The organism is Streptomyces sp. GC420 (assembly GCF_009916105.1).
In the GTDB taxonomy this organism is placed as follows: Bacteria; Actinomycetota; Actinomycetes; order Streptomycetales; family Streptomycetaceae; genus Streptomyces.
In genome coordinates this window covers 1-24,269 of sequence record NZ_JAAAXQ010000082.1, presented here as the reverse complement: position 1 = coordinate 24,269, position 24,269 = coordinate 1, and the positions used below count along the sequence as shown (strand labels likewise).

Here is a 24,269-nt window from a genome sequence, read left to right as displayed (position 1 = left end):
GACCGATCACGGGCGGGCTGCTGCTCGGGCACTTCTGGTGGGGCTCGGTCTTCCTCGTCAATGTGCCGGTCGTGCTGATCGCGCTGGCCGCGATGGTCGTCCTGGTGCCCGACTCCAGGGACCCGCGGCCCGGCCGGACCGATCCCCTGGGCGTCGTGCTGTCCGTCATCGGGCTCGTCCTGCTGGTGTACGGGATCATCAGGGGCGGCGAACTCGCGGACTTCACCGCCCCGACCGTGCTGCTGCCGATCGCAGGCGGGCTGCTGGTCCTCGCCGGGTTCGTCTGGTTCGAGCGCCGCAGCGACCATCCCGCGCTGGACGTCGGCTACTTCAAGGAGCCCGCGTTCGCCGCGGCCGTCGCCGCGATAGCGCTGGTCTTCTTCGCCCTGATGGGCGTCACCTTCTTCTCGGCCTTCTACCTGCAGAGCGTGCGCGGCTTCAGCGCCCTGGAGGCCGGACTGCTCATTCTGCCGCTGGCCGTCGCCCAGATGGTCTTCGCGCCCCAGGCCAGGCTCGTCGTCGACCGGTTCGGCGCGCGCACCACGTGTGCCGCGGGCATGACCCTGGTCGCGGGCGGCCTGGCCGCGTTCGCCTTCTTCGAGGCGGACACGCCGCTGTGGGCGCTGGAGGTGGTGTTCTTCTCCCAGGGCGTCGGGATGGCGAACATCATGCCCCCGGTCACCGTCTCGATCATGCAGACCCTGCCACGGCAGAAGGCGGGCTCCGGGTCGGCGATCAACAACACCTTCCGGCAGGTGGGCGGGGCGATGGGAGTGGCCGTGCTGGGCTCGGTGCTGTCCGCCGCCTACCGCGACGGCATCAAGGGCGAGCTGGGCGTCCTGCCCCCGTCCGTACGTCACGAGGCGGGCGAGTCCATCGAGGCGACGCTGGGCGCCGCGGAACGCCTCGGTGCCGCGGGCCGTGCCCTGGTGGGTCCCGCCGACGAGGCGTTCCTGCACGCCATGCACATCACGGCCTGGGTCGCGGCCGCAATCGCCCTGACGGGGGTCGTCGTCGTGGCCCGGTTCATGCCGGGCCGCGCACCGGAGGAGCCCGGGGGGCCGCCGCGTGCGGCCCTCACGGACCGGGCCGGCCACCCTGGCTGATCCCCGCGCCGCGGTCACGGGAGAATGACCGCACACCAGTGAAATGAGGAGGCGGAACCACATGCCATCGCTCGGTGCGTCGGCTGCCCCGAGGACCACCCCCGACCCGGCCGCCGCCCGGGTCCCCGCGTCCGCCCGGGTCCCCGCGTCCGGGCGGGTCCCCGCGTCCGCCCGGAGCGGGGAGCGTGCGGCCGGCCCCGGGCTCCCGGGCGAGGCCGCCGCGGTGCCCGTCCGCCCGGGGCGGGGCAGGCCGCGCAGCGAAACCGTGGAGCGGGCCATCATCGAGAGCGTGCTGCGGCTCCTCGAGGAGGGCGTGCCGCTCGCGGAGCTGTCGATCGAGGGCATCGCCCGCGCCGCGGGCGTCGGCAAGGCGACCATCTACCGGCGCTGGGAGGGCAAGGAGGCCCTTTTCGTCGACGTGCTGGTGGCGATGGAGGAACCCGAGCCGCCGCTGCCCGGTACCTCCGTACGGGACGACCTCGTCGCCATACTCGAGGGGATCCGCCGCCGGGGTCTGGCCAAGCGGAGTTCCGCGATGATGCACAGCGTCGTCGGCCAGGCACGGCGCTATCCAAGGCTCTGGGAGCAGTACCACCGCACGGTCGTGGACGTCCGCCGCCATCGCATGGACGCCGTGCTGCGGCGCGGTATCGCGGACGGCGAACTCCGGGGCGACCTCACCGTCGAGCTGCTCGGTGACATCCTCGCAGGTCCCATGCTCACCCGCACTCTCCTGCGCACCGACTCCTCCCTCGACGAGGGGCTGTCGGAGACGCTGGTCGACGCGCTCCTCGCCGGACTGCGCCCGTCGGCGTGAACCCGGCGGGAGACCCGTGCCGGGCTCCGGCCGGAGTGTGCCTGTTCTGTCACAGGCCCGCCCCGGTCCGGCACAAATGGAACCCTCCGGCGCACTCTCCTCGTCGTCGAATCAGTGCCGCCCCCGAGGGGCGGTACGGAAAGCTGTGAATCGCCTAGTGTCTTGTGGCGGGTGACAGCGCGCGTGCTGTGCTGTCCCCGGGGGGCGACCTCCGGACACCCGGCCGCCGGAAGGCGTCCGGGACGGCACACGGGCACGCCGCCACGGGGCGAGGCCGGTGAACCAGGCAGTGAGGAAAGCGGTATGACGCAGGCGTACATGACGGAGACGGGGAGTGGAACCTCGGGGCCGGAGCAGTCCGGATCCCGTGCCCGGCGCCTTCTGCAACGCCTGCGCAGAGACCGCGGCCTGTGGCGCAGGGGCATCGTCCTCGCCGTGTTCGCCGTGCTGCTGGCCCTGTTGATGATGCTGCACGCGCAGATCCCCAACTCGGTCGGAAACCTGGGCAGTCTGATGGAGACCTTCCTGCCCTGGCTGGGCGTCGGCGTACCGGTGCTGCTCGCCCTCGGGCTGCTGCGGCGCTCGGCGACTGCGCTGATCGCCCTGCTGCTGCCGCTGATCGTCTGGCTGAACCTGTTCGGCGGACTGCTCACAGAGAAGGCCGCCGGGGAGGCCGGGGGCGAACTCACCGTCGCCACGCACAACGTCAACGCGGAGAACCCCGACCCGGAGGACACCGCGGCCGACGTGGCGGCCTCGGGCGCGGACGTCGTGGCGCTGGAGGAACTGACCGAGAGCGCGGTCCCCGCGTACGAGAAGGCGATGGCCGGCACGTACAAGTACCACTCGGTGCAGGGCACGGTCGGCCTCTGGAGCAAGTTCCCCATCAGCGACTCCGAGCCGGTGGACATCAAGCTCGGCTGGGTCCGCGCGATGCGGGCCACCGTCACCACCCCGGCGGGCGCGGTCAGGGTCTACGTGGCGCACCTGCCATCGGTACGGGTCAAGATGGACGCGGGATTCACCGCAGGCCAGCGCGACGACAGCGCCGACGCCCTCGGGCACGCCATCGCGCGCGAGAGTCTGGAGCGGATCGTGCTGCTCGGCGACCTGAACGGCACCATGAACGACCGCGCGCTGTCGCCGGTGACCTCGCAGATGCGCTCCACGCAGGGTGCGGCGGGCGACGGGTTCGGCTTCAGCTGGCCCGCCTCGTTCCCGATGGCGCGGATCGACCAGATCCTGGTGAAGGAACTGGAGCCGGTGTCCTCCTGGACACTGCCCGCGACGGGCAGCGACCACCTGCCGGTCGCGGCGCGGGTCACCTGGTAGGCGGGGCAGGAGGGCCCCGCGCGCGGCGGCGCGAAAAGACGGGGGCGACACCCGGTGTTCACGCCGCGGCATACGCCGTGGAACAGAAGGCGTGAGAGACTTTGTTCCGCTAAGGAACTTACCGAGGAACACCTCGCAGCCCCGAAAGGTCTCCCATGCCACTGGCGCTCCTCGCGCTGGCCATCGCGTCGTTCGGCATCGGTACGACGGAATTCGTGATGATGGGCCTGCTGCCCAACGTCGCGGACGACCTCGGCACCTCCGTCCCCACCGCCGGCCACCTGGTCTCCGCGTACGCCATCGGCGTCGTCATCGGCGCCCCGCTGCTCACCGCACTGGGCTCCGGAATTCCGCGCAGGCGGATGCTCCTGCTGCTGATGGCGCTGTTCACCGTCGGCAACCTGGCCTCCGCCCTCGCCCCCGGCTTCACGACCCTCCTCGCGGGCCGGGTGCTCGCCGGACTCCCGCACGGGGCCTTCTTCGGCGTGGGCGCGGTCGTCGCCGCCCGCCTGGTGCGCGAGGGCCGCCAGGCACGCGCCGTCGCCACCATGTTCCTCGGCCTCACCGTCGCCAACATCGTCGGCGTGCCCGCCGCCACCCTGCTCGGTCAGAGCCTGGGCTGGCGCGCCACCTTCCTCGTCGTCGCCGCGATCGGCCTGCTCTCGATGGCCGCCCTCGCCCGGCTGGTCCCGGCCCTGCCCGCGGACGGCGGGCAGAGCCTGCGCCGCGAACTGGGCGCCCTGCGCCACCCGCAGGTGTGGCTCGGCCTGCTGACCGCCGTCTTCGGCTTCGCCGGGGTCTTCGCCGTCTACAGCTACCTCGCCTCGATGATGACCGAGGTCACCGGCCTCGCCGAGACCTCCGTGACCTTCGTGCTGGCGCTCTTCGGCATCGGCATGACCCTGGGCGCGCTGGCCGCCGGACCGCTGACCGACCGGGCGCTGCGGCCCACGCTGTACGGCTCCCTGGCGGCGCTCGCCGTCGTCCTGGTCGTCTTCGACCTCACCGTCCACGTGAAGTGGGCGGCGCTGGTCACGGTCGTCGTGCTGGGCGCGGTCGGCTTCATGACCACCACACCGCTGCAGATGCTCATCATGCGGAAGGCGCGGCACGCCCCGACCCTGGCCTCCGCCTCCAGCCACTCCGCGTTCAACCTCGCCAACGCGGGCGGGGCGTGGGCCGGCGGCACCGCGATCGCCGCGGGCTGGGGCTGGACCTCCCCGACCCTGGTCGGTGCGGCTCTGGCCGTCGTGGGCCTGGCCGTCGCCGCACTCGCGGGTCTGCTGGAACGCTCCGCGGAGCCGTCGGCGTCCCGGGTCGTCGCCTCCTCGGCCGCGGCCGAGGAGGGCTCGGAGCCCGCGGCCGCTCCCGTCGCCTGACCGGGCCCGTCCGGCGACCGGGCCCGTCGGGGCGGTCGAGGACCGGGGCCGCGAGGGACAGGCCCCTCGGCTACTCGTCCTCCGGTCCGCCCGCCGCGCAAAGGGGGCCACGAGGTGCGGCCCCCTTCCCGTTGCGCGGGCGCGGTCAGGAGTGTTCGCGCCAGCGGTTCGTGATCGGCAGCCGCCGGTCCTTGCCGAACCCCTTCGCGGAGATCTTCGTGCCCGGCGGGTACTGCCGCCGCTTGTACTCCGCCGCGTCGACCATCCGCAGGATCCGCGCCACCAGCTCCGGCTCGTACCCGGCCGCCACGATCGCGTCCCGGCCCTGGTCACGGTCCACGTACAGCTCCAGCACCCGGTCCAGCACGTCGTAGTCCGGCAGTGAGTCCGTGTCGACCTGGTCGGGGCGCAGCTCCGCGCTCGGCGGCTTGACGATGGAGTTCTCCGGAATGGGCGGGGTCTGGCCGCGCTCCCCGGCCGCCCGGTTGCGCCACTTCGCCAGCTCGAAGACCGTCGTCTTGTAGACGTCCTTGATCGGCCCGTAGGCGCCCACCGAGTCGCCGTACAGCGTCGAATAACCCACGGCCAGCTCGGACTTGTTGCCCGGGGCCAGCACGATGTGCCCCTCCTGGTTGGACAGGGCCATCAGCAGCGTGCCGCGAAGCCGCGACTGGAGGTTCTCCTCCGCGAGCCCGGTCAGTCCCAGCGACTCCATGTACGCGTCGAACATCGGCTCGATCGGGACCGTGCGGAAGTTCAGCCCCGTGCGCCTGGCCAGCTCCGCGGCATCGCCCCTGGAGTGCTCGGAGGAGTACTTCGAGGGCATCGACACGCCGTACACGTTCTGCGCGCCAAGCGCGTCGCAGGCGATGGCGGCGGTGAGAGCCGAGTCGATGCCGCCGGACAGGCCGATCAGCACGGACCGGAAGCCGTTCTTCGCGACGTAGGCGCGCAGGCCCACCACCAGGGCGGAGTAGACCTCCTCGGCGTCGTCCAGCCGCTCGGCGTAGCCGCCGCTCAGCTCGGGCTCGTACGGCGGGAGCGGCTCCTCGGACAGTACGACGCGCTCGATGCGAAGGCCGTCGTCGACGACCCCGGACGGCGGGTGCGGGCTCGCGGCCGGGAGGTCGAGGTCCAGTACGACGGTGCCCTCGGAGAACTGCGGGGCGCGGGCGACGACCTCGCCCCGGCTGTCGACGACGATCGAGTCACCGTCGAAGACCAGTTCGTCCTGGCCGCCGATCATCGCGAGGTACGCCGTCGTGCAGCCGGCCTCCTGGGCCCGCTTGCGCACGAGTTCGAGCCGGGTGTCGTCCTTGTCGCGCTCGTAGGGAGAGGCGTTGACGGAGATCAGCAGCCCGGCCTTCGCGCTGCGCGCGGCCGGGACCCGGCCGCCGTCCTGCCACAGGTCCTCGCAGATGGCGAGCGCGACGTCGACGCCGTGCACGCGGATGACGGGCATGGTGTCGCCCGGCACGAAGTAGCGGAACTCGTCGAAGACGCCGTAGTTCGGCAGGTGGTGCTTGGCGAAGGCCAGCACGACCTCGCCGCCGTGCAGCACCGCCGCGGCGTTCTGCGGGGCTCCGGCGGGCTGGCCGAAGCGGGCGCGCGCCTTCTCGGAGCGGTCGAGATAGCCGACGATCACCGGGATCCGCCCGAGGCCCTCCGCGTCCAGGCGTGCGGCGAGCGCGCGCAGCGCCGCCCGGGACGCCTCGACGAAGGACGAGCGCAGGGCCAGGTCCTCGACGGGGTAGCCGGTCAGCACCATTTCGGGGAACGCCACCAGGTGGGCGCCCTGCTCGGCGCTGTGCCGGGTCCAGTGCACGATCGACTCGGAGTTGGCGGTGAGATCACCGACGGTCGAGTCGATCTGATTCAGAGCGAGGCGAAGTTGAGGCACCCGCCCAGTGTAATCGTCTCTCTGACGCAATCTGAGGGGTGGTGACGCGATCCACGGTGGTCCCCCCCGGTTCGGTGCCTGCCCGCCCGGACGGCTCCGGACCCCCGGACCGGTCCCGGCGGGCACGGCCCCGACGGACCGCGTCCGGGACCGGCGCCCCCGGCCTTCGTTCGGCCGGAGGCGTCGGCAGGGCCCCGGGAGGCCGTGGCCCCGGCCCTCCGGGCCCGGCGCGGGCTGGGGCGCAACCGCCGCGGGTGCCGCTTCCGCGGGGTCTACTTCTGTGTGGCGTACACCTTGTCCGCCCAGCTCGCGAGCTGGTCCTTGGACAGGTGGTGCGCCAGGTCGGCCTCGCTGATCATGCCGACCAGCCGCTTGTCCTTGATGACCGGAAGCCTGCGGATCTGGTGGCCCTGCATCTCCCGCAGTACGTCGGTCACGTCGGCGTCCGCGTTGATCCAGCGCGGCGTGCCCTTGGCCATTTCGCCGCAGGTCACCTTGGACGGGTCGTGGCCCATGGCCACGCAGCCGACCACGATGTCGCGGTCGGTGATGATGCCGCAGAGCCGTTCGTTCTGGTCGCTGATCGGCAGGGCGCCGACGTCCAGTTCGCGCATCAGCTGCGCGGCACGGTCCAGGGTCTCGTGGGAGGGGATCCAGTGGGCCCCGGGGTGCATGATGTCTTCGGCGGTCGTCATCGCGTACCTCCTCGGCGAGGGCTCCCGGTACGGGCCCTCGGGCAAGAGACTGCACTGCCGGACGGCTTCATTCTCGTCCGGGCCTTCCCGGTGCGCACCCGCTGGGGAACCGACGGCCTCCCGTGTTCCACAATGGCGGCAGGTGCGTGGAGGCGGTGCTCCGGGGTCCGAAACGCGCCGGTAACGCCGCCAGGTGATACTGATGAGCCCCCTTAGTCCGCCAGATGTGCCCCGGTGATCGTGCACAGCCCGACTGACCTGCGAGGATAGGGAACTATGGATAAGCAGCAGGAGTTCGTGCTCCGTACGCTCGAGGAGCGCGACATCCGGTTCGTGCGCCTGTGGTTCACCGACGTGCTCGGCTTCCTCAAGTCGGTCGCGGTGGCTCCCGCCGAGCTGGAGCAGGCCTTCGACGAGGGCATTGGTTTCGACGGCTCGGCGATCGAGGGATTCGCGCGTGTATACGAATCCGACATGATCGCGAAGCCGGACCCCGGCACCTTCCAGATCCTGCCGTGGCGCGCCGAGGCCCCCGGCACAGCCCGGATGTTCTGCGACATCCTGATGCCGGACGGTTCCCCCTCCTTCGCGGACCCCCGCTACGTCCTCAAGAGGACGCTGTCCAAGACCTCCGACCTCGGGTTCACCTTCTACACCCACCCCGAGATCGAGTTCTTCCTCCTGAAGGACAAGCCGGTCGACGGTTCGCGGCCCACCCCGGCGGACAACTCCGGGTACTTCGACCACACCCCGCAGAACGTCGGCATGGACTTCCGCCGCCAGGCGATCACCATGCTCGAGTCGATGGGCATCTCGGTCGAGTTCAGCCACCACGAGGGCGCCCCCGGCCAGCAGGAGATCGACCTGCGGTACGCCGACGCGCTGTCCACCGCCGACAACATCATGACGTTCCGCCTCGTCATGAAGCAGGTGGCGCTGGAGCAGGGCGTGCAGGCGACCTTCATGCCCAAGCCGTTCTCGGAATTCCCCGGCTCGGGCATGCACACCCACCTCTCCCTCTTCGAGGGGGACCGGAACGCCTTCCACGAGTCGGGCTCGGAGTACCAGCTGTCCAAGGTGGGCCGGTCCTTCATCGCGGGCCTGCTGCGGCACGCCGGCGAGATCTCAGCCGTGACCAACCAGTGGGTCAACTCCTACAAGCGCATCTGGGGCGGCTCCTCGCGCGCCGCGGGCGCGGGCGGCGAGGCCCCGTCGTACATCTGCTGGGGCCACAACAACCGCTCCGCCCTGGTGCGCGTCCCGCTCTACAAGCCGGGCAAGACCGGCTCCACCCGCATCGAGGTCCGCTCGATCGACTCCGGTGCCAACCCGTACCTCGCCTACGCCGTCCTCCTGGCCGCCGGCCTCAAGGGCATCGAGGAGGGCTACGAACTCCCGCCGGGCGCCGAGGACGACGTGTGGGCGCTCACCGACTCCGAGCGCCGCTCCCTCGGCATCGAGCCGCTGCCGCAGAACCTCGGTGAGGCGATCTCCCTGATGGAGCGCAGCGAACTGGTCGCGGAGACCCTCGGCGAGCACGTCTTCGACTTCTTCCTGCGCAACAAGAAGCAGGAGTGGGAGGAGTACCGCTCCGAGGTCACGGCCTTCGAGCTGCGCAAGAACCTGCCGGTGCTGTAGCAGCGGGACGCGGGACCCCGGCGGCGTCGCCCGGGACGGCGGCGATCCGCGGCGGCGACCACCGCCGGAGCGGATCGCCGCCGTCCCGCCGCAGTTCGCCGTCCGTCCGGCCGGCCGGGTCATGCACCCGTCGGGCGGCCGGGGACGAGAGGCGCCCACCAGGCCGGGCCCCGCCACCGTGCGCGTGGACGGTTACGGTGGTCGCCGCCCGCACCCGCCCGGAAGGACCTCCCATGCCGCTCGTACGCGTCGAGTACTCCGAGGAACTCGCCCCCGCCTTCGACCGCCAGGGCTTCGCCCGGGACCTGCACGCCACCGTGCCGCCGCTCATCGACGCCACCACGGCCGCCTTCAAGACCCGCTTCCACCGCATCGAGGAGTCGTACCTCGGGGCGGGCGAGCGGGACATCGCCGCCGTGCTGATCCAGCTGGCGATCCTCTCCGGCCGCACGCCGGAGCAGAAGGCCGCGCTGTCGGAGGCCGTCCTGGACCTCGTCCGCAAGCACGTCGCGGAGGTCCCCGGCGTCCGGACGCACTTCTCGGTCGAGGTGCGGGACATGGACCGCGACAGCTACCGCGCGCACAAGGTCTGAGACGCCCGGAGGCGGCGGCCGCCGGCGCGGCCGGCCGGAAGAGCCCCGGCGCGCAGCTTCCCCACGCAGGGCGCGCAGCTTCCCCACGCACGGCGCGCACGTACCGGCCCACGGCCGCGCGGGTTAGGCTCGTCCGGGGGCGGATCAAGACGGACCCGAGAGGCGGATCGGTGGTGCTGGAAGGCGGCGGCGGGCGCAGGAGCAGTACGTTCACGCGGCTGGTGCGGCACGGATTCACGGATCCCACGGCCGCCGAACGACTCCTCGAGGTGCCCGAACTCGGCCCCGTACGCAGCGATCCGGTGCTGTTCGACGGGCTCGGCGCCACGGCCGACCCGGACCTGGCGCTGCGCGGGCTGGTGCGCCTGGTGGAGGCGCAGCCGCCCGGCGAACGCGGCGAGCTGCTGTCCACGCTGATCAGCGCGAAACCGCTGCGGGACCGGCTGCTCGGCGTGCTGGGCACCTCGGAGGCGCTCGGCGACCACCTGGCCCGGCATCCGCGCGACTGGCGGGCGCTGGCCGTGTACGAGCCGGCCGACCTGCACCCCGGGGTGGAGGAGTTCGAGCGCGGGCTCGCCGAGGCGGTGGACCCGGACACGCTCAGGGTCGGGTACCGCAGGTGCCTGCTGTCCATCGCCGCCCGCGACGTGTGCGGGACCACCGACGTCGCGCAGACCGCCGCCGAACTCGCCGACCTCGCCACCGCCACGCTGCGCGCCGCGCTGCGCATCGCCCGGGCCGAGGCGCCCGCGGATGCCGCGCAGTGCAGGCTCGCGGTCATCGCCATGGGCAAGTGCGGCGGCCACGAACTGAACTACGTCTCCGACGTGGACGTCATCTTCGTCGGTGAGCCCGTCGACGGCGCCGACGAGGCCAAGGCACTCCAGGCCGCCACCCGGCTCGCCTCGCACATGATGCGGATCTGCTCCGCAACGACCGCCGAGGGCACCATCTGGCCGGTGGACGCCAACCTGCGCCCCGAGGGCAGGAACGGCCCCCTGGTGCGGACCCTGTCCAGCCACATCGCGTACTACCACCGCTGGGCCAAGACCTGGGAGTTCCAGGCGCTGCTGAAGGCCAGGGCGGTGGCGGGCGACCTGGAGCTCGGCACCGAGTACACCGCCGCCCTCGCCCCCATGGTGTGGCACGCGACCGAGCGCGAGAACTTCGTCCCCGACGTGCAGCGGATGCGCCGCCGCGTCATCGCCAACATCCCGGCCGCCCAGGTCGAGCGCGAGCTGAAGCTCGGCCCCGGCGGCCTGCGCGACGTCGAGTTCGCCGTCCAACTGCTGCAGCTGGTCCACGGGCGCGGCGACGCCTCCCTGCACAGCGCGACCACCCTCGACGCCCTGCACGCGCTCGCCGGCGGTGGCTACGTTGGCCGGGCCGACGCCGCCCAGCTGAACGACGCGTACCGCTTCCTGCGCAGCATGGAGCACCGCATCCAGCTGCACCGGCTGCGCCGCACCCATCTGGTGCCCGAGGACGAGGCGGACCTGCGCAGGCTGGGCCGCTCGCTGGGGCTGCGCACCGACCCGGTCGCCGAGCTCACCCGGGAGTGGAAGCGGCACACCTCCGTCGTCCGCCGGCTGCACGAGAAGATCTTCTACCGGCCGCTGCTCGAGGCCGTCGCCGATCTCTCCCAGGAGGAGGTGCGGCTCAGTCCCGAGGCGGCCGTCCAGCGCCTCCAGGCCCTCGGGTACGCCGATCCGGCGTCCGCGCTGCGCCATCTCGAGGCGCTCACCTCGGGCGTCAGCCGCAAGGCGGCGATCCAGCGGACCCTGCTGCCCGTCCTGCTCGGCTGGTTCGCCGACTCCGCCGACCCGGACGCGGGGCTGCTCGGCTTCCGCAAGGTCTCGGACGCGCTGGGCAAGACCCCGTGGTACCTGCGGCTGCTGCGGGACGAGGGGGCGGCGGCCGAGAACCTCGCCCGGGTGCTCTCCGCCGGCCGCCTCGCCCCCGACCTGCTGCTGCGCGCCCCCGAGGCCGTCGCCATCCTCGGTGACCCGGAGGGTCTGCGGCCGCGCACCCGGCAGCACCTGGAGCAGGAGGCGCAGGCCGCCGTGGGCCGCGCGGAGGGCGCCGGGCAGGCGGTCACGGCCGCCCGTGCCATCCGGCGGCGCGAGCTGTTCCGTACGGCAGCGGCCGAACTGATCGCCGCCTACGGGCCGCAGGAGGGCTGGCCCGCCGCCGAGGAGTCGCGGCCCGCCGGCACGGCCGAGCGGACCCAGGGCGGGCCGGCCGGGGCCTTCGGGCGGACGCAGGGCCGGGGCGCGCCGCCCGCCTCCTCGAACGGCGCCCAGGGCACCGCCGCGGGCAGGACGGCGGGCCGCTCCGGCCGCCCCGCCGGAGTCTCCCCGGGCGGCGTCGCGGCCGGCTCCGCGGCGGGGGAGGGGCCGGCGTCCCTCGACCCCGGCGCGCTCGTCGACCAGGTCGGGGACGCCATCAGCGACCTGACCGCCGCGACCATCTCCGCCGCCCTGCGCGCGGTGGTCAGGGAGCACTGGGGAGACACCCTCCCCACCCGTTTCGCCGTGATCGGCATGGGCCGCTTCGGCGGGCACGAGCTCGGCTACGGCTCCGACGCCGACGTCCTGTTCGTCCACGAGCCGCGCGAGGGCGCCGACGAACAGGAGGCGGCCCGCGCCGCCAACACCGTCGTCGCCGAGATGCGCAGACTGCTCCAGCTGCCCTCCAGCGACCCGCCCCTGCTCATCGACGCCGACCTGCGGCCCGAGGGCAAGTCGGGCCCCCTGGTGCGCACCCTGAAGTCGTACGAGGCGTACTACCGGCGCTGGTCGCTGGTCTGGGAGAGCCAGGCGCTGCTGCGCGCCGAGCCGGTGGCGGGCGACGCGGAACTGGGGGAGCGGTTCATCGAACTGATCGACCCGCTGCGCTACCCGGCGGAGCTCGGCGACGACGCCGTACGTGAGATAAGGCGACTCAAGGCGCGGATGGAGTCAGAGCGGCTGCCGCGCGGCGCCGACCCGACCCTGCACACCAAACTGGGCCGCGGCGGGCTCAGTGACGTGGAGTGGACGGTGCAACTGCTCCAGATGCGGCACGCCCATGCCGTGCCGGGGCTGCGCACCACCCGTACGAGAAAAGCGCTGGCCGCGGCCACCGGAGCCGGGCTGCTCGGCGAGGAGGAGGCAGCGGTCCTCGACGAGGCGTGGGTGCTGGCGACCCGGGTGCGCAACGCGGTGATGCTGGTGCGGGGCCGGGCGGGCGATACTTTCCCCGGCGACAGCCGGGAAGTCGCGGCCGTCGGTCGGTATCTCGGATATGAGATCGGAAGCAGCGGGGAAATGCTCGACGACTACCGGCGCACGACGCGTCGCGCGCGGGCAGTCGTCGAGGAGTTGTTCTACGGGACCTCCTGAGGCGCCCCTCTTCTCAGCCGGCGGTGGTGCCGGTCCGGTCGGTCCGCGCGAGCATCGCGGCCGCGAAGAGCCCCAGCAGGCAGGTGATGGCGCCGACGACGACGTTGTTCCAGATCATTCCGGCGTCGGGGCCGTCGGTGACCACCCACGGCGAGACGATCAGCCAGGCTCCCAGCATGGCCAGGGCGCCGCTCAGCCCGTACATCCGGGCGGGGGTCTGGGCGAGGCCGAAGCCGATCACGGCGACGGCGAGACCGATGATCAGGTTGTTGATCATGAGGTCGGGGCTCTGCCCGGAGAAGTGGACGACCCAGGGGGAGATGGCGCAGTACAGGCCCGCGACGAGCACCGGCCCGTCGACGAAGACCACGTCCCGTCCCTGGAGCAGCCGCGCATACCGCTCTCTCATCTCGGGCATGTCGGGGTGGGTCGCAAGGTCACTCCGGCGGCGAGAGACGTCGGCCATGCGAATCGCCTCCTTCGCGTCAATGCGGGCGGACAGGCTGATCGGCCCGCACTTGCATTGTGCGCTTTGTCCCGTTCAAAGGGAAGATCTGGCGGCTTCTACCGATTTCTCAAGGCGCGCAGCAGCCGGGGCACGGACCCGGTCCCCTCGCCGGTACGGGGCGCGTGCCGCGGCAGCCGGTGCGGCGAGGTGCCGTACCAGGCGTACGAGAGCGCGAAGCCGAAGGCGAGGCAGAGCACGCCCCCCACCGCGTCCAGCCAGAAGTGGTTGGCGGTGGCGACGATCACGACCAGCGTCGTCGCGGGGTAGAGCAGGCTCAGGATCTTCGCCCAGGGAGCCGTTGCCAGAAGGGCGATGACGATGCCGCACCACACCGACCAGCCGATGTGCATGGAGGGCATCGCGGCGTACTGGTTCGACATGTTCTTCAGGTCGCCGGAGGCCATCGACCCCCAGGTCTGGTGGACCAGGACGGTGTCGACGAACTCCCGCCCGCTCATCAGCCGGGGCGGGGCGAGCGGATACAGGTAGTAGCCGAGCAGGGCGATGCCGGTGGTCGCGAAGAGGACCAGCCTCGCCGGCGCGTAACGGCCCGGGTGCCGGCGGTAGAGCCAGACGAGCACACCGATGGTGACCACGAAGTGAAGCGTCGCGTAGTAGTAGTTCATGCCGACGATCAGCCATGTCACCGAGTTGACGGCGTGGTTGACCGTTTCCTCGACGGCGATGCCGAGCCGGTGCTCCGCCTCCCAGATCCAGTCGGCGTTGCGGAGGGCCTCCACCCGCTGCTCCGGGACGGCGTTGCGGACCAGGGAGTACAGCCAGTAACTGACCGCGATCAGCAGGATCTCGAACCACAGGCGCGGATGGCGCGGGGTGCGCAGCCGGTGAAGCCTCTCCGGGCGCGACGGCTTCTCGTCGGGGCTCTCCGCCGCGTCCACGATGGGTGACGGGGGGGCCTCCCGGCCGTCCAAAGTCTTCACTGTCGCTTCACCCATAGTGTGAAAGTCTGCCAGATTCGGCCCCTACCATCGATCATCCTCCGGTCGGGTTCTCAGCGCATTGTCTACGCCCTATGAACGAGCCGTGACCCCGGGTTCCCGCACGGGGACGGAAGCGGTGGAGCCCCGTACCACCAGCTCGGGCATGAACACGAACTCGCTGTGCGGGGCTGGGGTGCCCCCGATCTCCTCCAGCAGGGCCCGCACGGCGGCCTGGCCCATCGCGGTGACCGGCTTGCGGATGGTCGTGAGCGGCGGATCGGTGAAGGCTATGAGCGGTGAATCGTCGAAGCCGACCACCGAGACCTCGCGGGGCACGCTCAGGCCGCGCTGCCGGGCGGCGCGGATGGCGCCCAGCGCCATCATGTCGCTGGCGCACACGATGGCCGTGCAGCCCCGGTCCAGCAGCGCGGAGGTCGCGGCCTGGCCGCCCTCCAGGGTGTAGAGCGAGTGCTGGACGAACTCCGACTCGATCTGCTCGGGCGTCAGCCCGAAGTGGTCCTGCATGGCGCGGACGAAGCCCTCGATCTTGCGGACCACGGGCACGAAGCGCTTCGGTCCCAGGGCCAGTCCGATCCTGGTGTGGCCGAGGGATATCAGATGGGTCACGGCGAGCCGCATCGCCGCCCGGTCGTCCGGGGAGATGAACGGGGCCTGCACCTTTGGCGAGAAGCCGTCGACCAGGACGAAGGGCACGCCCTGGCCGCGCAGCTTGTCGTAGCGCGTCATGTCCGCCGTGGTGTCCGCGTGCAGGCCGGAGACGAAGATGATGCCGGAGACGCTGCGCTCCACCAGCATCTCCGTCAGCTCGTCCTCCGTGGACCCGCCGGGGGTCTGGGTGGCCAGCACCGGCGTGTACCCCTGCCTGGTCAGCCCCTGGCCGATGACCTGCGCCAGCGCCGGGAAGATGGGGTTCTCCAGTTCGGGGGTGATCAGTCCGACCAGGCCCGCGCTGCGCTGGCGCAGCCGCACGGGGCGTTCGTAGCCGAGCACGTCGAGTGCGGCCAGCACTGATTCGCGGGTGGCCGCCGCCACCCCCGGCTTGCCGTTGAGCACCCGGCTGACTGTGGCTTCACTGACCCCCGCCTGGGCTGCGATGTCGGCGAGCCGAGCGGTCATGGGTTTGGACTGTACCGGTCGCATGTCAGATTGCCCACCACGAACAGCAGTCGGGCGGAATACGCACCGTGTCCCGCGCGGATCCCGCGGGGAACTCCAGTGGTGCCGAGGACAGCAGTGCCCGGCCGGGAACGGGAAGCTCCATGGCTGCTCCATTCGTGTTCAGCACGCAGACGAAACCGCGCCGGGAGAACGACAGCACGCCCTCCGGGGCCGCCAGCCAGGCCATGGGCCCGTCCCCGAGGCCGGGCTGCTCGCGCCGTACGGCCAGTGCCGTGCGGTACAGCTCCAGTGTGGACGCGGGATCGCCGGTCTGCGCCTCGACGCTCAGCGCGCCCCAGTGCGCCGGCTGCGGCAGCCAGCTGCCGGCCGGCCCGAACCCGTACGACGATCCGTCCGAGGTCCACGGGATCGGCACCCGGCAGCCGTCGCGGAAGCCCTCCTGCCCGTTCGCGCGGAAGAAGGACGGGTCCTGGCGCACCTCGTCCGGCAGGTCGGTGACCTCCGGCAGACCGAGTTCCTCGCCCTGGTAGATGTACGCGGAGCCGGGCAGCGCCAGCATCAGCAGCGCCGCCGCCCGCGCCCGGCGCAGGCCCGTTTCCCCTTCGCCGTAGCGGGTCGCGTGCCGTACGACGTCGTGGTTGGACAGCACCCAGGTGGCCGGGGCGCCGACGGAGCCGGTCGCGGCGAGCGAGGCGTCGACGACCTCCCGCATCCGGTCCGCGTCCCAGGGGCACTGCAGGAAGTGGAAGTTGAAGGCCTGGTGCAGCTCGTCGGGGCGGACGTAGAGCGCCAGCCGGTCGGCCGACGGCGCCCACGCCTCGGCGACGCCGATGCGCTGTCCGTCGTAGGAGTCGAGCAGGCGCCGCCAGGAGCGGTGGATCTCGTGCACGCCGTCCTGGTCGAAGAAGGGCAGGACCTGGGAGCCGATCAGCTTGGCCTGCTCACGCGCGCCGATGTCGGGCAGCCCGTCCGCCTTGATCATGCCGTGCGCGACGTCGATACGGAACCCGTCCACCCCCAGGTCCAGCCAGAAGCGCAGGATCGACTCGAACTCCTCGCGGACCTCCGGGTGCTCCCAGTTGAGGTCGGGCTGCTCGGGCGCGAACAGGTGCATGTACCACTCGCCGTCGGGGACCCGGGTCCAGGCCGGGCCGCCGAAGACGGACTCCCAGTCGTTCGGCGGCAGCTCGCCGTGTGCGCCCCGGCCGCGGCGGAAGTGGTAGCGCGCCCTGGCCGGGGCCCCGCCGCGGAGGGCCTCCTGGAACCAGACGTGCCGGTCGGAGGTGTGGTTGGGGACGATGTCCACGATCACCCGCAGTCCGAGCCGGTGCGCCTCGCGCACCAGGTCGTCGGCGTCGGAGAGCTCACCGAACAGCGGGTCCACCGCCCGGTAGTCGCTGACGTCGTACCCGCCGTCGGCCTGCGGGGAGGCGAAGAAGGGCGTGATCCAGACCGCGTCGGCGCCCAGGTCCGCGAGGTACGGCAGCCGGGCGCGGATGCCGCGCAGGTCCCCGATGCCGTCGCCGTCGCTGTCGGCGAAGGAACGCACGTACACCTGGTAGATGACGGCGTCGCGCCACCAGCCCGTCGTCGCACCGACGGGGGTTGCCGAGGTCAGCTCCTGGGTCATGTCTTCTTGCCCTCTCAGCAGATCGGACGAACCGGACAGGTGTCGATGGACGGTAACAGTCCTGCAAGGGCTTGCGGTAGGGCTTGCAGGGGCGCACTCAGGCTCTGTGGCGCGCCTCACGCCAGTCTGACAAGGGCCTATACGGCAACTTCGAGGACACGCGAATGTAACGATCACTCCTCCTTGCAGAAATTCTTCGCAAGGTCTTTCGGTCGTCTTTCATCCTTGTTACGTTCCTCGACGACCCGGCGCCGTGATGGAGCGGCACCCCCTGAAGGAGTTCACATGCGACGTGGCATAGCGGCCACCGCACTGGTCGCGACGATGGCGCTCGCGGCAACGGCGTGCGGCGGAGACGACGAGGACAGCAGCGGCAACAAGAGCGCCGGCGGCGAGCTCTCCGGCACCGTGACCTGGTGGGACACCTCCACGGTCGGCAGTGAGGACAAGGTCTTCAAGGCGCTCGCGGAGGGCTTCGAGAAGGAGCACCCGAAGGTCGACGTCAAGTACGTCAACGTTCCCTTCGGCGAGGCGCAGAACAAGTTCAAGAACGCCGCGCAGTCCGGCTCCGGAGCCCCGGACGTGATCCGCTCCGAGGTCGCCTGGACCCCGGAGTTCGCCGACCTCGGCTACCTCGCCCCGCTCGACGGCACCGCCGCCCTGAAGGACGAGAAGGACTTCATCGAGCAGGCCGCCGCCTCCACCAAGTACGACGGCAAGACCTACGCCGTGCCCCAGGTCATCGACTCCATGGGCATCTTCTACAACCAGAAGATCTTCAAGGAGGCGGGCGTCGAGGTCCCGACGACCGTCGACGAGCTGAAGACCGTCTCGGCGAAGATCAAGAAGAAGACCGGCAAGACCGGCCTGTACCTGCGCGGCGACGACGCCTACTGGTTCCTGTCCTTCCTCTACGGCGAGGGCGGTGACCTGGTCGACGCCGAGAACAAGACCGTCACCGTCGACGACGCCGCCGGCGTGAAGGCCATGGAGGTCGTCAAGGACCTGGTCGACTCCGGTGCCGCCGAGACCGACGCCACCGACGGCTGGAACAACATGCAGACGGCCTTCAAGGACGGCAAGGTCGCCATGATGATCAACGGCCCCTGGGCCGTCGCCGACACCTACGCCGGCAAGGAGTTCAAGGACAAGGCGAATCTGGGCATCGCTCCGGTCCCGGCCGGATCCGCCGGCCAGGGCGCCCCGCAGGGCGGCCACAACCTCGCCGTCTACGCCGGTTCCAAGAACCTCGACGCCTCCTACGCCTTCGTGGAGTACATGACCTCCGCCAAGGCCCAGGCCAAGGTCGCCGAGGAGCTGAGCCTGCTCCCGACCCGCAACGCCGTCTACTCCGAGCCGGCCGTCGCCGGGAACGACATCGTCGGCTTCTTCAAGCCGGTCGTCGACAAGGCCGTCGAGCGCCCGTGGATCCCCGAGACCGGCAGCCTGTTCGCCCCGCTGGTCACCGAGTACACCAAGGTCCTGACCGGCCAGACCACCCCGGACAAGGGTGCCAAGGCCGTCGGCAAGGAGTACCGCTCGCTCCTCAAGGGCTGGAAGTAACAGGAAGGCAGGCCGACTGACGATGGCTGTGGACAGCAGCAGCCGGTCGGTGGCGAAGGCCGCGGGCGACGACGTCGCCCGCGGCCGGAGCCGCGGAACCGGTCATACGAGCCCGTCGCCGCGCGGCAGGCGCCGCTCCGCCGGCACCCACTGGTACGCCTGGTCCATGGTGGCCCCCGTGGTGATCGTGATCGGTGTGATCATCGGCTACCCGCTGGTCCGCGGCATCTACCTGTCGCTGACCGACGCCAACGAACGCAACGTCGAGCGCTCCATCGGCGTCAACCACCTCCCCGCCACGTACGAGTTCGTGGGACTGGACAACTACACGGCGGCGATCACCGGCGACAAGTTCCTCGCCACGCTCGGCTGGACCCTGGTGTGGACCGTGGCCTGCGTCTCCATCACGTTCACCCTCGGGCTCGGCCTCGCCAACATGCTCAACCGCAGGATCGCGGGCCGCGGCGTCTACCGGATGATGCTGATCCTGCCCTGGGCGGTCCCGGGCTTCGTCTCGGTCTTCGCCTGGCGCTTCCTCTACAACGAGAAGAACGGCCTCCTCAACAAGATCCTCGCGGGCGGCGGCCTGGACGCCGTGCCCTGGCTGAACGACCCCACCTGGGCCAAGTTCTCGGTCATCGCCGTGAACGTCTGGCTCGGCGTGCCGTTCATGATGGTCGCCCTCCTCGGCGGGCTGCAGTCCATACCCGGCGAGCTGTACGAGGCCGCCGAGATGGACGGCGCGAGCGCCTGGCAGCGCTTCCGGCACATCACCATGCCCGGCCTGCGGTCGGTCTCCACCACCGTGGTGCTGCTGTCGACCATCTGGACCTTCAACATGTTCCCGGTGATCTTCCTGCTCACCCGGGGCGGACCGGGCGAGGCCACCCAGATCCTCGTCACCCAGGCGTACAAGTTCTCCTTCGAGATCAGCCCCCGCGACTTCGCGCAGTCCTCCACCTGGGGCGTCCTGATCCTGATCCTCCTGATGGTCTTCGCCGCCATCTACCAGCGCGTCCTCCGCAAGCAGGGAGAAGTCTGGTGACGACCGCAACCACCACGACCAGGCCCGGGAAGGTCAGGGGCCGCGGCCACCGCTCCCCGCTGGCCTCCTTCGGCCTGCACGCCACCCTCCTCGTCACGTCCGTGATCGCCGTCTTCCCGGTGCTGTGGGTCTTCCTGACCTCCATCAAGCCGGCGGAGTACGCGACCACCACGGACTTCGTCAAGGAGACCACCTTCGAGAACTACTCGAACCTGGTCGAGGACACCGAGTTCCTCACCTGGTTCGGCAACTCGCTGCTCGTCGCCGGCCTGACCACCGTCCTCGGCGTCATGGTCGCCGCCACCACCGGCTACGCCGTCAGCCGCTTCCGCTTCCCCGGCAAGCGCGGACTGATGTGGACGCTGCTGATCACCCAGATGTTCCCGGTCGCGGTCCTCATCGTGCCGATCTACAACATCATGTCCAGCCTGGGGCTGCTCAACGAGCCCGCCGGACTGGTGATCACGTACCTCACCATCGCGGTGCCGTTCTGCGCCTGGATGATGAAGGGCTTCTTCGACACCATTCCGCGCGAGATCGACGAGTCCGGACAGGTCGACGGCCTCAATCCGTTCGGCACCTTCTGGCGGCTGATCCTGCCGCTGGCCCGTCCGGGCATCGCCGTGACGGCCTTCTACTCCTTCATCACCGCCTGGGGCGAGGTCGCGTACGCCTCCGCCTTCATGGTCGGCGACGAGAACCTCACGCTCGCCGGAGGACTGCAGAAGTTCGTCAACCAGTACGGCGCCCAGTGGGGACCGATGACCGCGGCCTCCGTGCTCATCGCCATCCCCGCCGCGATCGTCTTCCTCTTCGCACAGCGGCACCTGGTGACCGGCGTCGCCGCCGGTGCCGTCAAGGGCTGACCTGCGCGGGCAGCCCTCCGCGCACCCGCACCGCACCCGCACCGCGGCGCCGGCCCGTCCGGTGCCGGCCCGGTCCGCTTCCGGCCGGACCGGGCGGGCACCGCCCCCCACCCGACGACTACCAGGGACGACATGACCCAGCATCTCGCTGCCCCCGCCACACCCACCACCGGCAAGGACACGGGCTGGTGGCGCGACGCGGTGATCTACCAGGTCTATCCGCGGAGCTTCGCCGACGGCAACGGCGACGGCATGGGCGATCTGAACGGGATACGCGGCCGGCTGCCGTACCTCAAGGACCTCGGTGCCGACGCCGTCTGGCTCAGCCCCTTCTACGCCTCGCCGCAGGCCGACGCCGGCTACGACGTCGCCGACTACCGGGCCATCGATCCGATGTTCGGCACGCTGCACGATGCCGACGGGCTGATCCGCGACGCCCACGACCTGGGACTGCGGGTCATCGTCGACCTCGTCCCCAACCACTCCTCCGACCGGCACGACTGGTTCCAGCGGGCCGTCGAGGAGGGCCCCGGCTCCCGGCTGCGCGACCGCTACCACTTCCGGCCGGGCAAGGGCACCGACGGTGAACTCCCGCCCAACGACTGGGAGTCCATCTTCGGCGGGCCCGCCTGGACCCGGGTCGCCGACGGCGAGTGGTACCTGCACCTCTTCGCGCCCGAGCAGCCCGACTTCAACTGGGAACACCCGGCCGTCCAGGACGAGTTCCGCTCCATCCTGCGGTTCTGGCTCGACATGGGCGTGGACGGCTTCCGCGTCGACGTCGCCCACGGCCTGGTCAAGGCCCCCGGCCTGCCCGACATCGGCGGTCACGACCAGCTGAAGCTGCTGGGCAACGATGTCATGCCGTTCTTCGACCAGGACGGCGTCCACGAGATCTACCGCAGCTGGCGCAAGGTCCTCGACGAGTACGAGGGCGAACGCGTCCTGGTCGCCGAGGCCTGGACACCCACCGTGGAGCGCACCGCCAACTACGTGCGCCCCGACGAGATGCACCAGGCGTTCAACTTCCAGTACCTGTCGACGTACTGGGAGGCGGACGGGCTGAGGAAGGTCATCGACTCCTCGCTCGCCGCGATGCGGCCCGTGAACGCGCCCACGACCTGGGTGCTCTCCAACCACGACGTCACACGGCACGCCACACGCTTCGCGAACCCGCCCGGTCTCGGCACCCAGTTGCGCACCCCGGGCGACCGGGCGCTCGGCCTGCGCCGGGCCCGCGCCGCGACCCTGCTGATGCTGGCGCTGCCCGGCTCCGCGTACATCTACCAGGGCGAGGAGCTCGGCCTTCCGGACGTCACCGAACTGCCCGACGAGGCACGCCAGGACCCGTCCTTCTTCAGGGCCAGCGGCCAGGACGGCTTCCGCGACGGCTGCCGGGTGCCGATCCCGTGGACGGCCGAGGGGACCTCGTACGGCTTCGGGGCGGGCGGCAGCTGGCTGCCGCAGCCCGAGTACTGGGGTGACCTGAGCGTCGAGGCGCAGACCGGGGACCCGGAGTCGACGCTGGAGATGTACCGCTCGGCGCTGGCACTGCGGCGCGAGCAGCCCGGCCTCGGTGCCGGCACGCACGTGGAGTGGCTGGACGCGCCCGAGGGCGTGCTGGCCTTCCGCCGTGAGGGCGGCTTCGTGTGCACCGCCAACACGACGGGGGAGACGGTACGGCTCCCCGCGTACGGAGTGGCCCTGCTGACCAGCGGCCCGGCGACCGTCACGGACGGCGTGGCCGAGATCCCGGCCGACACGACGGTCTGGTGGGCGGTTTGACCTCCCCGCGGCACGCTCTCCCACCCCGCACGCCACGTCCGGCGGCACCTCCGGCGGATCCAGCGCCACCGGTGGCGCCGGCCGGCCGCGCGGGCACCACGGGCCACGTCCCCTCCGGGGCCGTGGCCCGCTCGCGGGCGGACGCGGACTCCCGTCCGCGCGGGGCCGCCGGTCCGCAGCGGGCGGCCCCTCCCGTAACCGTCACCGCCTTCGTCGTCCGGCATCGCCCCACGGCGCTGACCGGCCGCGGGCCCGCCCGGAAGCGGGTGCGCCCGGCCGTCACCGTGCCTTGCGGGCGGAGCCGGTACCGGTCCGGCCTCTCGGCCGGACACCGTCTCGCAGCGTCGCCGCGGCGCACCCCGCCCCCGGTGGGGGCGTGCCCGCCGGCGGCGGTGGCCTGGGCTGCGGTTACGGCTGCGTCTGCTCCAGGCGCAGTGCCGGCTCCGTGCAGCGGCGAAAGGCGCGCCGCGCCCGCGCCTGCAGGGCGCGCGTCCGCGTCGCCGGCGGTGCGTCCGCAGGCGGACGGGGCCCGCCGCCCCGGGTACGCCGCCGGTCCTACGAGGCCGTCCTCGCCCGTACGCCTCGCCGGTGCCGCCGCCCGGCCGAGTGGCCGGGCCGGTGCCGGCTGCGCGCGGGTGACCCCGGAGGGGCAGGCGGCCCCGCCGTACGGCGCCCGCGGGGCTCGTGGAGCCGCCGAGCACCGGGCCGTGCCGGCGGCACGGTCGGAGGGCCTCGGCGTACGGGGGACCCCGCCCGTGCGGCCGCGCGCGGGCGGGCCCGCCTGCCCGTGCGGGGGACGTGGCGGAACGGCGACGGCAGGCGGCCGGGGCGCGTACGGCACCGGCACTCGCGGGGGAGCCCGGTGAGCGCCGCGGACAGGGCCGTGCCGAGGCTCTCCCACATCGCGGCCCAGGCGTCCGTCAGCGAGGCCACCGTCAGCCGGGTGCTGAACGGCAAGCCCGGCGTCGCCGGCGGAACGCGGCAGCGGGTGCTGGCGGCCCTCGACGTGCTCGGATACGAGCGGCCCACGCGGCTGCGCCGGCGCAGCGCCGGACTGATCGGGCTGGTCATCCCGGAGCTGACCAACCCCATCTTCCCCGCGTTCGCGCAGGTCATAGAGCAGGTGCTGGCCGGGCACGGCTATACGCCGGTGCTGTGCACCCAGATGCCGGGCGGCGCCACCGAGGACGAGCTCGTGGAGCAGTTGGAGGAGCGAGGCGTCAACGGCATCGTCTTCCTGTCCGGGCTGCACGCCGACACCGCCGCCGATCCGGCGCGCTACGCCGAACTCGCGGACCGCGGCGTTCCGTTCGTCCTCATCAACGGCTACAACGACCGGATCAGCGCGCCGTTCGTCTCGCCGGACGACCGGGAGGCGATGCGGATGGCGGTGCAGCACCTGGTGACGCTCGGCCACGAACGCATCGGCCTGGCCGTGGGCCCCGCGCGCTATGTGCCCTCGCTGCGCAAGGCGGAGGGCTTCGTCGACGCCCTCGGGCTGCTGCTCGGCCGGTCCCGTAAGGAGGCCGAAACACTGGTGCAGCGCACGCTGTTCAACGTCGAGGGCGGCCACGCGGCGGCCGCGGCGCTGCTCGACCGGGGGTGCACGGGCATCGTCTGCGGCAGCGACCTGATGGCCCTCGGCGTCGTCAGGGCCGGCCGTGAACGGGGACTGAAGGTGCCGGAGGACGTGTCCGTCGTGGGCTTCGACGACTCGCAGCTGATCGCGTTCACCGATCCGCCGCTCACCACCGTGCGCCAGCCGGTGCAGGCCATGGCGACAGCTGCCGTGGGCGCGCTGCTCGAGGAGATCGGCGGAAACCCGGTGCAGCGCACGGAGTTCGTCTTCCAGCCGGAGCTCGTGGTGAGGGGATCGACCGCCCAGGCACGTAAGTAGGGGCGGCGGCACGAGGACGAGGGAGGTCCCGGGGCTCGCCCGGGGATCGGG

Annotated in this window: 18 protein-coding genes; 12 read left to right on the top strand and 6 right to left on the bottom strand. The window is 71.7% G+C overall.

Annotated elements, in window-relative coordinates; genetic code table 11:
* The 4 genes from GUY61_RS13170 to GUY61_RS13155 form a co-directional block, all read left to right on the top strand.
* On the top strand, positions 1 to 1,106 hold a 1,106-nt coding region (locus GUY61_RS13170), incomplete at its 5' end, for an MFS transporter (RefSeq protein WP_166630308.1).
* A 61-nt stretch (positions 1,107 to 1,167) separates the two neighbouring features.
* Positions 1,168 to 1,923, top strand: coding sequence for a TetR/AcrR family transcriptional regulator (locus GUY61_RS13165; protein ID WP_208105921.1), 756 nt, complete (start codon positions 1,168 to 1,170; stop codon positions 1,921 to 1,923).
* A gap of 303 nt (positions 1,924 to 2,226) precedes the next feature.
* Positions 2,227 to 3,255 (top strand): endonuclease/exonuclease/phosphatase family protein, encoded by a 1,029-nt coding sequence (locus GUY61_RS13160; RefSeq protein ID WP_166630307.1) that lies wholly within the window; start codon positions 2,227 to 2,229, stop codon positions 3,253 to 3,255.
* A gap of 155 nt (positions 3,256 to 3,410) precedes the next feature.
* Positions 3,411 to 4,634 carry an MFS transporter gene (locus tag GUY61_RS13155; protein ID WP_166630306.1) on the top strand — a complete coding sequence of 408 codons (1,224 nt, stop codon included), beginning with the start codon at positions 3,411 to 3,413 and terminating at the stop codon, positions 4,632 to 4,634.
* Positions 4,635 to 4,779: 145 nt separating this feature from the next.
* On the opposite strand, the gene GUY61_RS13150 is transcribed toward GUY61_RS13155, so the two are convergent.
* Positions 4,780 to 6,534, bottom strand: coding sequence for an NAD+ synthase (locus GUY61_RS13150; RefSeq protein WP_166630305.1), 1,755 nt, complete (start codon positions 6,532 to 6,534; stop codon positions 4,780 to 4,782).
* A 272-nt stretch (positions 6,535 to 6,806) separates the two neighbouring features.
* Positions 6,807 to 7,229: a CBS domain-containing protein gene (locus GUY61_RS13145; protein ID WP_166630304.1), complete on the bottom strand. Its 423-nt coding sequence runs from the start codon at positions 7,227 to 7,229 to the stop codon at positions 6,807 to 6,809.
* Between the two features lie 276 nt (positions 7,230 to 7,505).
* Between GUY61_RS13145 and GUY61_RS13140 the strand changes: the two genes are divergently transcribed.
* The 3 genes from GUY61_RS13140 to GUY61_RS13130 all read left to right on the top strand — a co-directional run bounded on the left by GUY61_RS13140 (position 7,506) and on the right by GUY61_RS13130 (position 12,843).
* Positions 7,506 to 8,867, top strand: a complete 1,362-nt coding sequence (locus GUY61_RS13140; RefSeq protein ID WP_166630303.1) for a glutamine synthetase family protein — start codon at positions 7,506 to 7,508, stop codon at positions 8,865 to 8,867.
* 233 nt (positions 8,868 to 9,100) lie between these two features.
* On the top strand, positions 9,101 to 9,460 hold the full coding sequence (locus GUY61_RS13135) for a 5-carboxymethyl-2-hydroxymuconate Delta-isomerase (protein ID WP_166630302.1): 360 nt from the start codon (positions 9,101 to 9,103) through the stop codon (positions 9,458 to 9,460).
* A gap of 170 nt (positions 9,461 to 9,630) precedes the next feature.
* Positions 9,631 to 12,843 (top strand): bifunctional [glutamine synthetase] adenylyltransferase/[glutamine synthetase]-adenylyl-L-tyrosine phosphorylase, encoded by a 3,213-nt coding sequence (locus GUY61_RS13130; RefSeq protein WP_313896643.1) that lies wholly within the window; start codon positions 9,631 to 9,633, stop codon positions 12,841 to 12,843.
* 13 nt (positions 12,844 to 12,856) lie between these two features.
* Here GUY61_RS13130 and GUY61_RS13125 read toward each other — a convergent pair whose 3' ends face one another.
* The 4 genes from GUY61_RS13125 to GUY61_RS13110 form a co-directional block, all read right to left on the bottom strand.
* On the bottom strand, positions 12,857 to 13,309 hold the full coding sequence (locus GUY61_RS13125; protein ID WP_166630301.1) for an SPW repeat protein: 453 nt from the start codon (positions 13,307 to 13,309) through the stop codon (positions 12,857 to 12,859).
* Positions 13,310 to 13,407: 98 nt separating this feature from the next.
* Positions 13,408 to 14,307, bottom strand: a complete 900-nt coding sequence (locus tag GUY61_RS13120) for a phosphatase PAP2 family protein (RefSeq protein WP_166630300.1) — start codon at positions 14,305 to 14,307, stop codon at positions 13,408 to 13,410.
* 75 nt (positions 14,308 to 14,382) lie between these two features.
* On the bottom strand, positions 14,383 to 15,429 hold the full coding sequence (locus GUY61_RS13115; RefSeq protein ID WP_279576798.1) for a LacI family DNA-binding transcriptional regulator: 1,047 nt from the start codon (positions 15,427 to 15,429) through the stop codon (positions 14,383 to 14,385).
* A gap of 25 nt (positions 15,430 to 15,454) precedes the next feature.
* A complete protein-coding gene (locus tag GUY61_RS13110; RefSeq protein WP_166630298.1) occupies positions 15,455 to 17,062 on the bottom strand; it encodes a glycoside hydrolase family 13 protein in 1,608 nt (535 codons plus the stop codon).
* A gap of 285 nt (positions 17,063 to 17,347) precedes the next feature.
* On the opposite strand from GUY61_RS13110, the gene GUY61_RS13105 reads away from it, so the two are divergent.
* From GUY61_RS13105 to GUY61_RS13085, 5 genes are all read left to right on the top strand, one after another.
* Positions 17,348 to 18,625 carry an extracellular solute-binding protein gene (locus GUY61_RS13105; RefSeq protein ID WP_166630297.1) on the top strand — a complete coding sequence of 426 codons (1,278 nt, stop codon included), beginning with the start codon at positions 17,348 to 17,350 and terminating at the stop codon, positions 18,623 to 18,625.
* Positions 18,626 to 18,647: 22 nt separating this feature from the next.
* Entirely contained in the window at positions 18,648 to 19,670 is a 1,023-nt protein-coding gene (locus tag GUY61_RS13100) for a carbohydrate ABC transporter permease (RefSeq protein ID WP_166630296.1), read from the top strand.
* A complete protein-coding gene (locus GUY61_RS13095; RefSeq protein WP_208105923.1) occupies positions 19,664 to 20,536 on the top strand; it encodes a carbohydrate ABC transporter permease in 873 nt (290 codons plus the stop codon). The genes GUY61_RS13100 and GUY61_RS13095 overlap by 7 nt, the downstream gene beginning before the upstream one ends.
* A gap of 132 nt (positions 20,537 to 20,668) precedes the next feature.
* Positions 20,669 to 22,321: a glycoside hydrolase family 13 protein gene (locus tag GUY61_RS13090; protein ID WP_166630294.1), complete on the top strand. Its 1,653-nt coding sequence runs from the start codon at positions 20,669 to 20,671 to the stop codon at positions 22,319 to 22,321.
* 862 nt (positions 22,322 to 23,183) lie between these two features.
* A complete protein-coding gene (locus GUY61_RS13085) occupies positions 23,184 to 24,218 on the top strand; it encodes a LacI family DNA-binding transcriptional regulator (protein WP_166630293.1) in 1,035 nt (344 codons plus the stop codon).
* Positions 24,219 to 24,269 lie beyond the last annotated feature (51 nt).

Coding starts and splice junctions, on each gene's coding strand:
- GUY61_RS13135 (WP_166630302.1), top strand. CDS start 9,101: ATGCCGCTCGTACGCGTCGAGTACTCCGAGGAACTCGCCCCCGCCTTC.
- GUY61_RS13155 (WP_166630306.1), top strand. CDS start 3,411: ATGCCACTGGCGCTCCTCGCGCTGGCCATCGCGTCGTTCGGCATCGGT.
- GUY61_RS13145 (WP_166630304.1), bottom strand. CDS start 7,229: ATGACGACCGCCGAAGACATCATGCACCCCGGGGCCCACTGGATCCCC.
- GUY61_RS13115 (WP_279576798.1), bottom strand. CDS start 15,429: ATGACCGCTCGGCTCGCCGACATCGCAGCCCAGGCGGGGGTCAGTGAA.
- GUY61_RS13140 (WP_166630303.1), top strand. CDS start 7,506: ATGGATAAGCAGCAGGAGTTCGTGCTCCGTACGCTCGAGGAGCGCGAC.
- GUY61_RS13165 (WP_208105921.1), top strand. CDS start 1,168: ATGCCATCGCTCGGTGCGTCGGCTGCCCCGAGGACCACCCCCGACCCG.
- GUY61_RS13110 (WP_166630298.1), bottom strand. CDS start 17,062: ATGACCCAGGAGCTGACCTCGGCAACCCCCGTCGGTGCGACGACGGGC.
- GUY61_RS13105 (WP_166630297.1), top strand. CDS start 17,348: ATGCGACGTGGCATAGCGGCCACCGCACTGGTCGCGACGATGGCGCTC.
- GUY61_RS13125 (WP_166630301.1), bottom strand. CDS start 13,309: ATGGCCGACGTCTCTCGCCGCCGGAGTGACCTTGCGACCCACCCCGAC.
- GUY61_RS13090 (WP_166630294.1), top strand. CDS start 20,669: ATGACCCAGCATCTCGCTGCCCCCGCCACACCCACCACCGGCAAGGAC.
- GUY61_RS13120 (WP_166630300.1), bottom strand. CDS start 14,307: ATGGGTGAAGCGACAGTGAAGACTTTGGACGGCCGGGAGGCCCCCCCG.
- GUY61_RS13160 (WP_166630307.1), top strand. CDS start 2,227: ATGACGCAGGCGTACATGACGGAGACGGGGAGTGGAACCTCGGGGCCG.
- GUY61_RS13100 (WP_166630296.1), top strand. CDS start 18,648: ATGGCTGTGGACAGCAGCAGCCGGTCGGTGGCGAAGGCCGCGGGCGAC.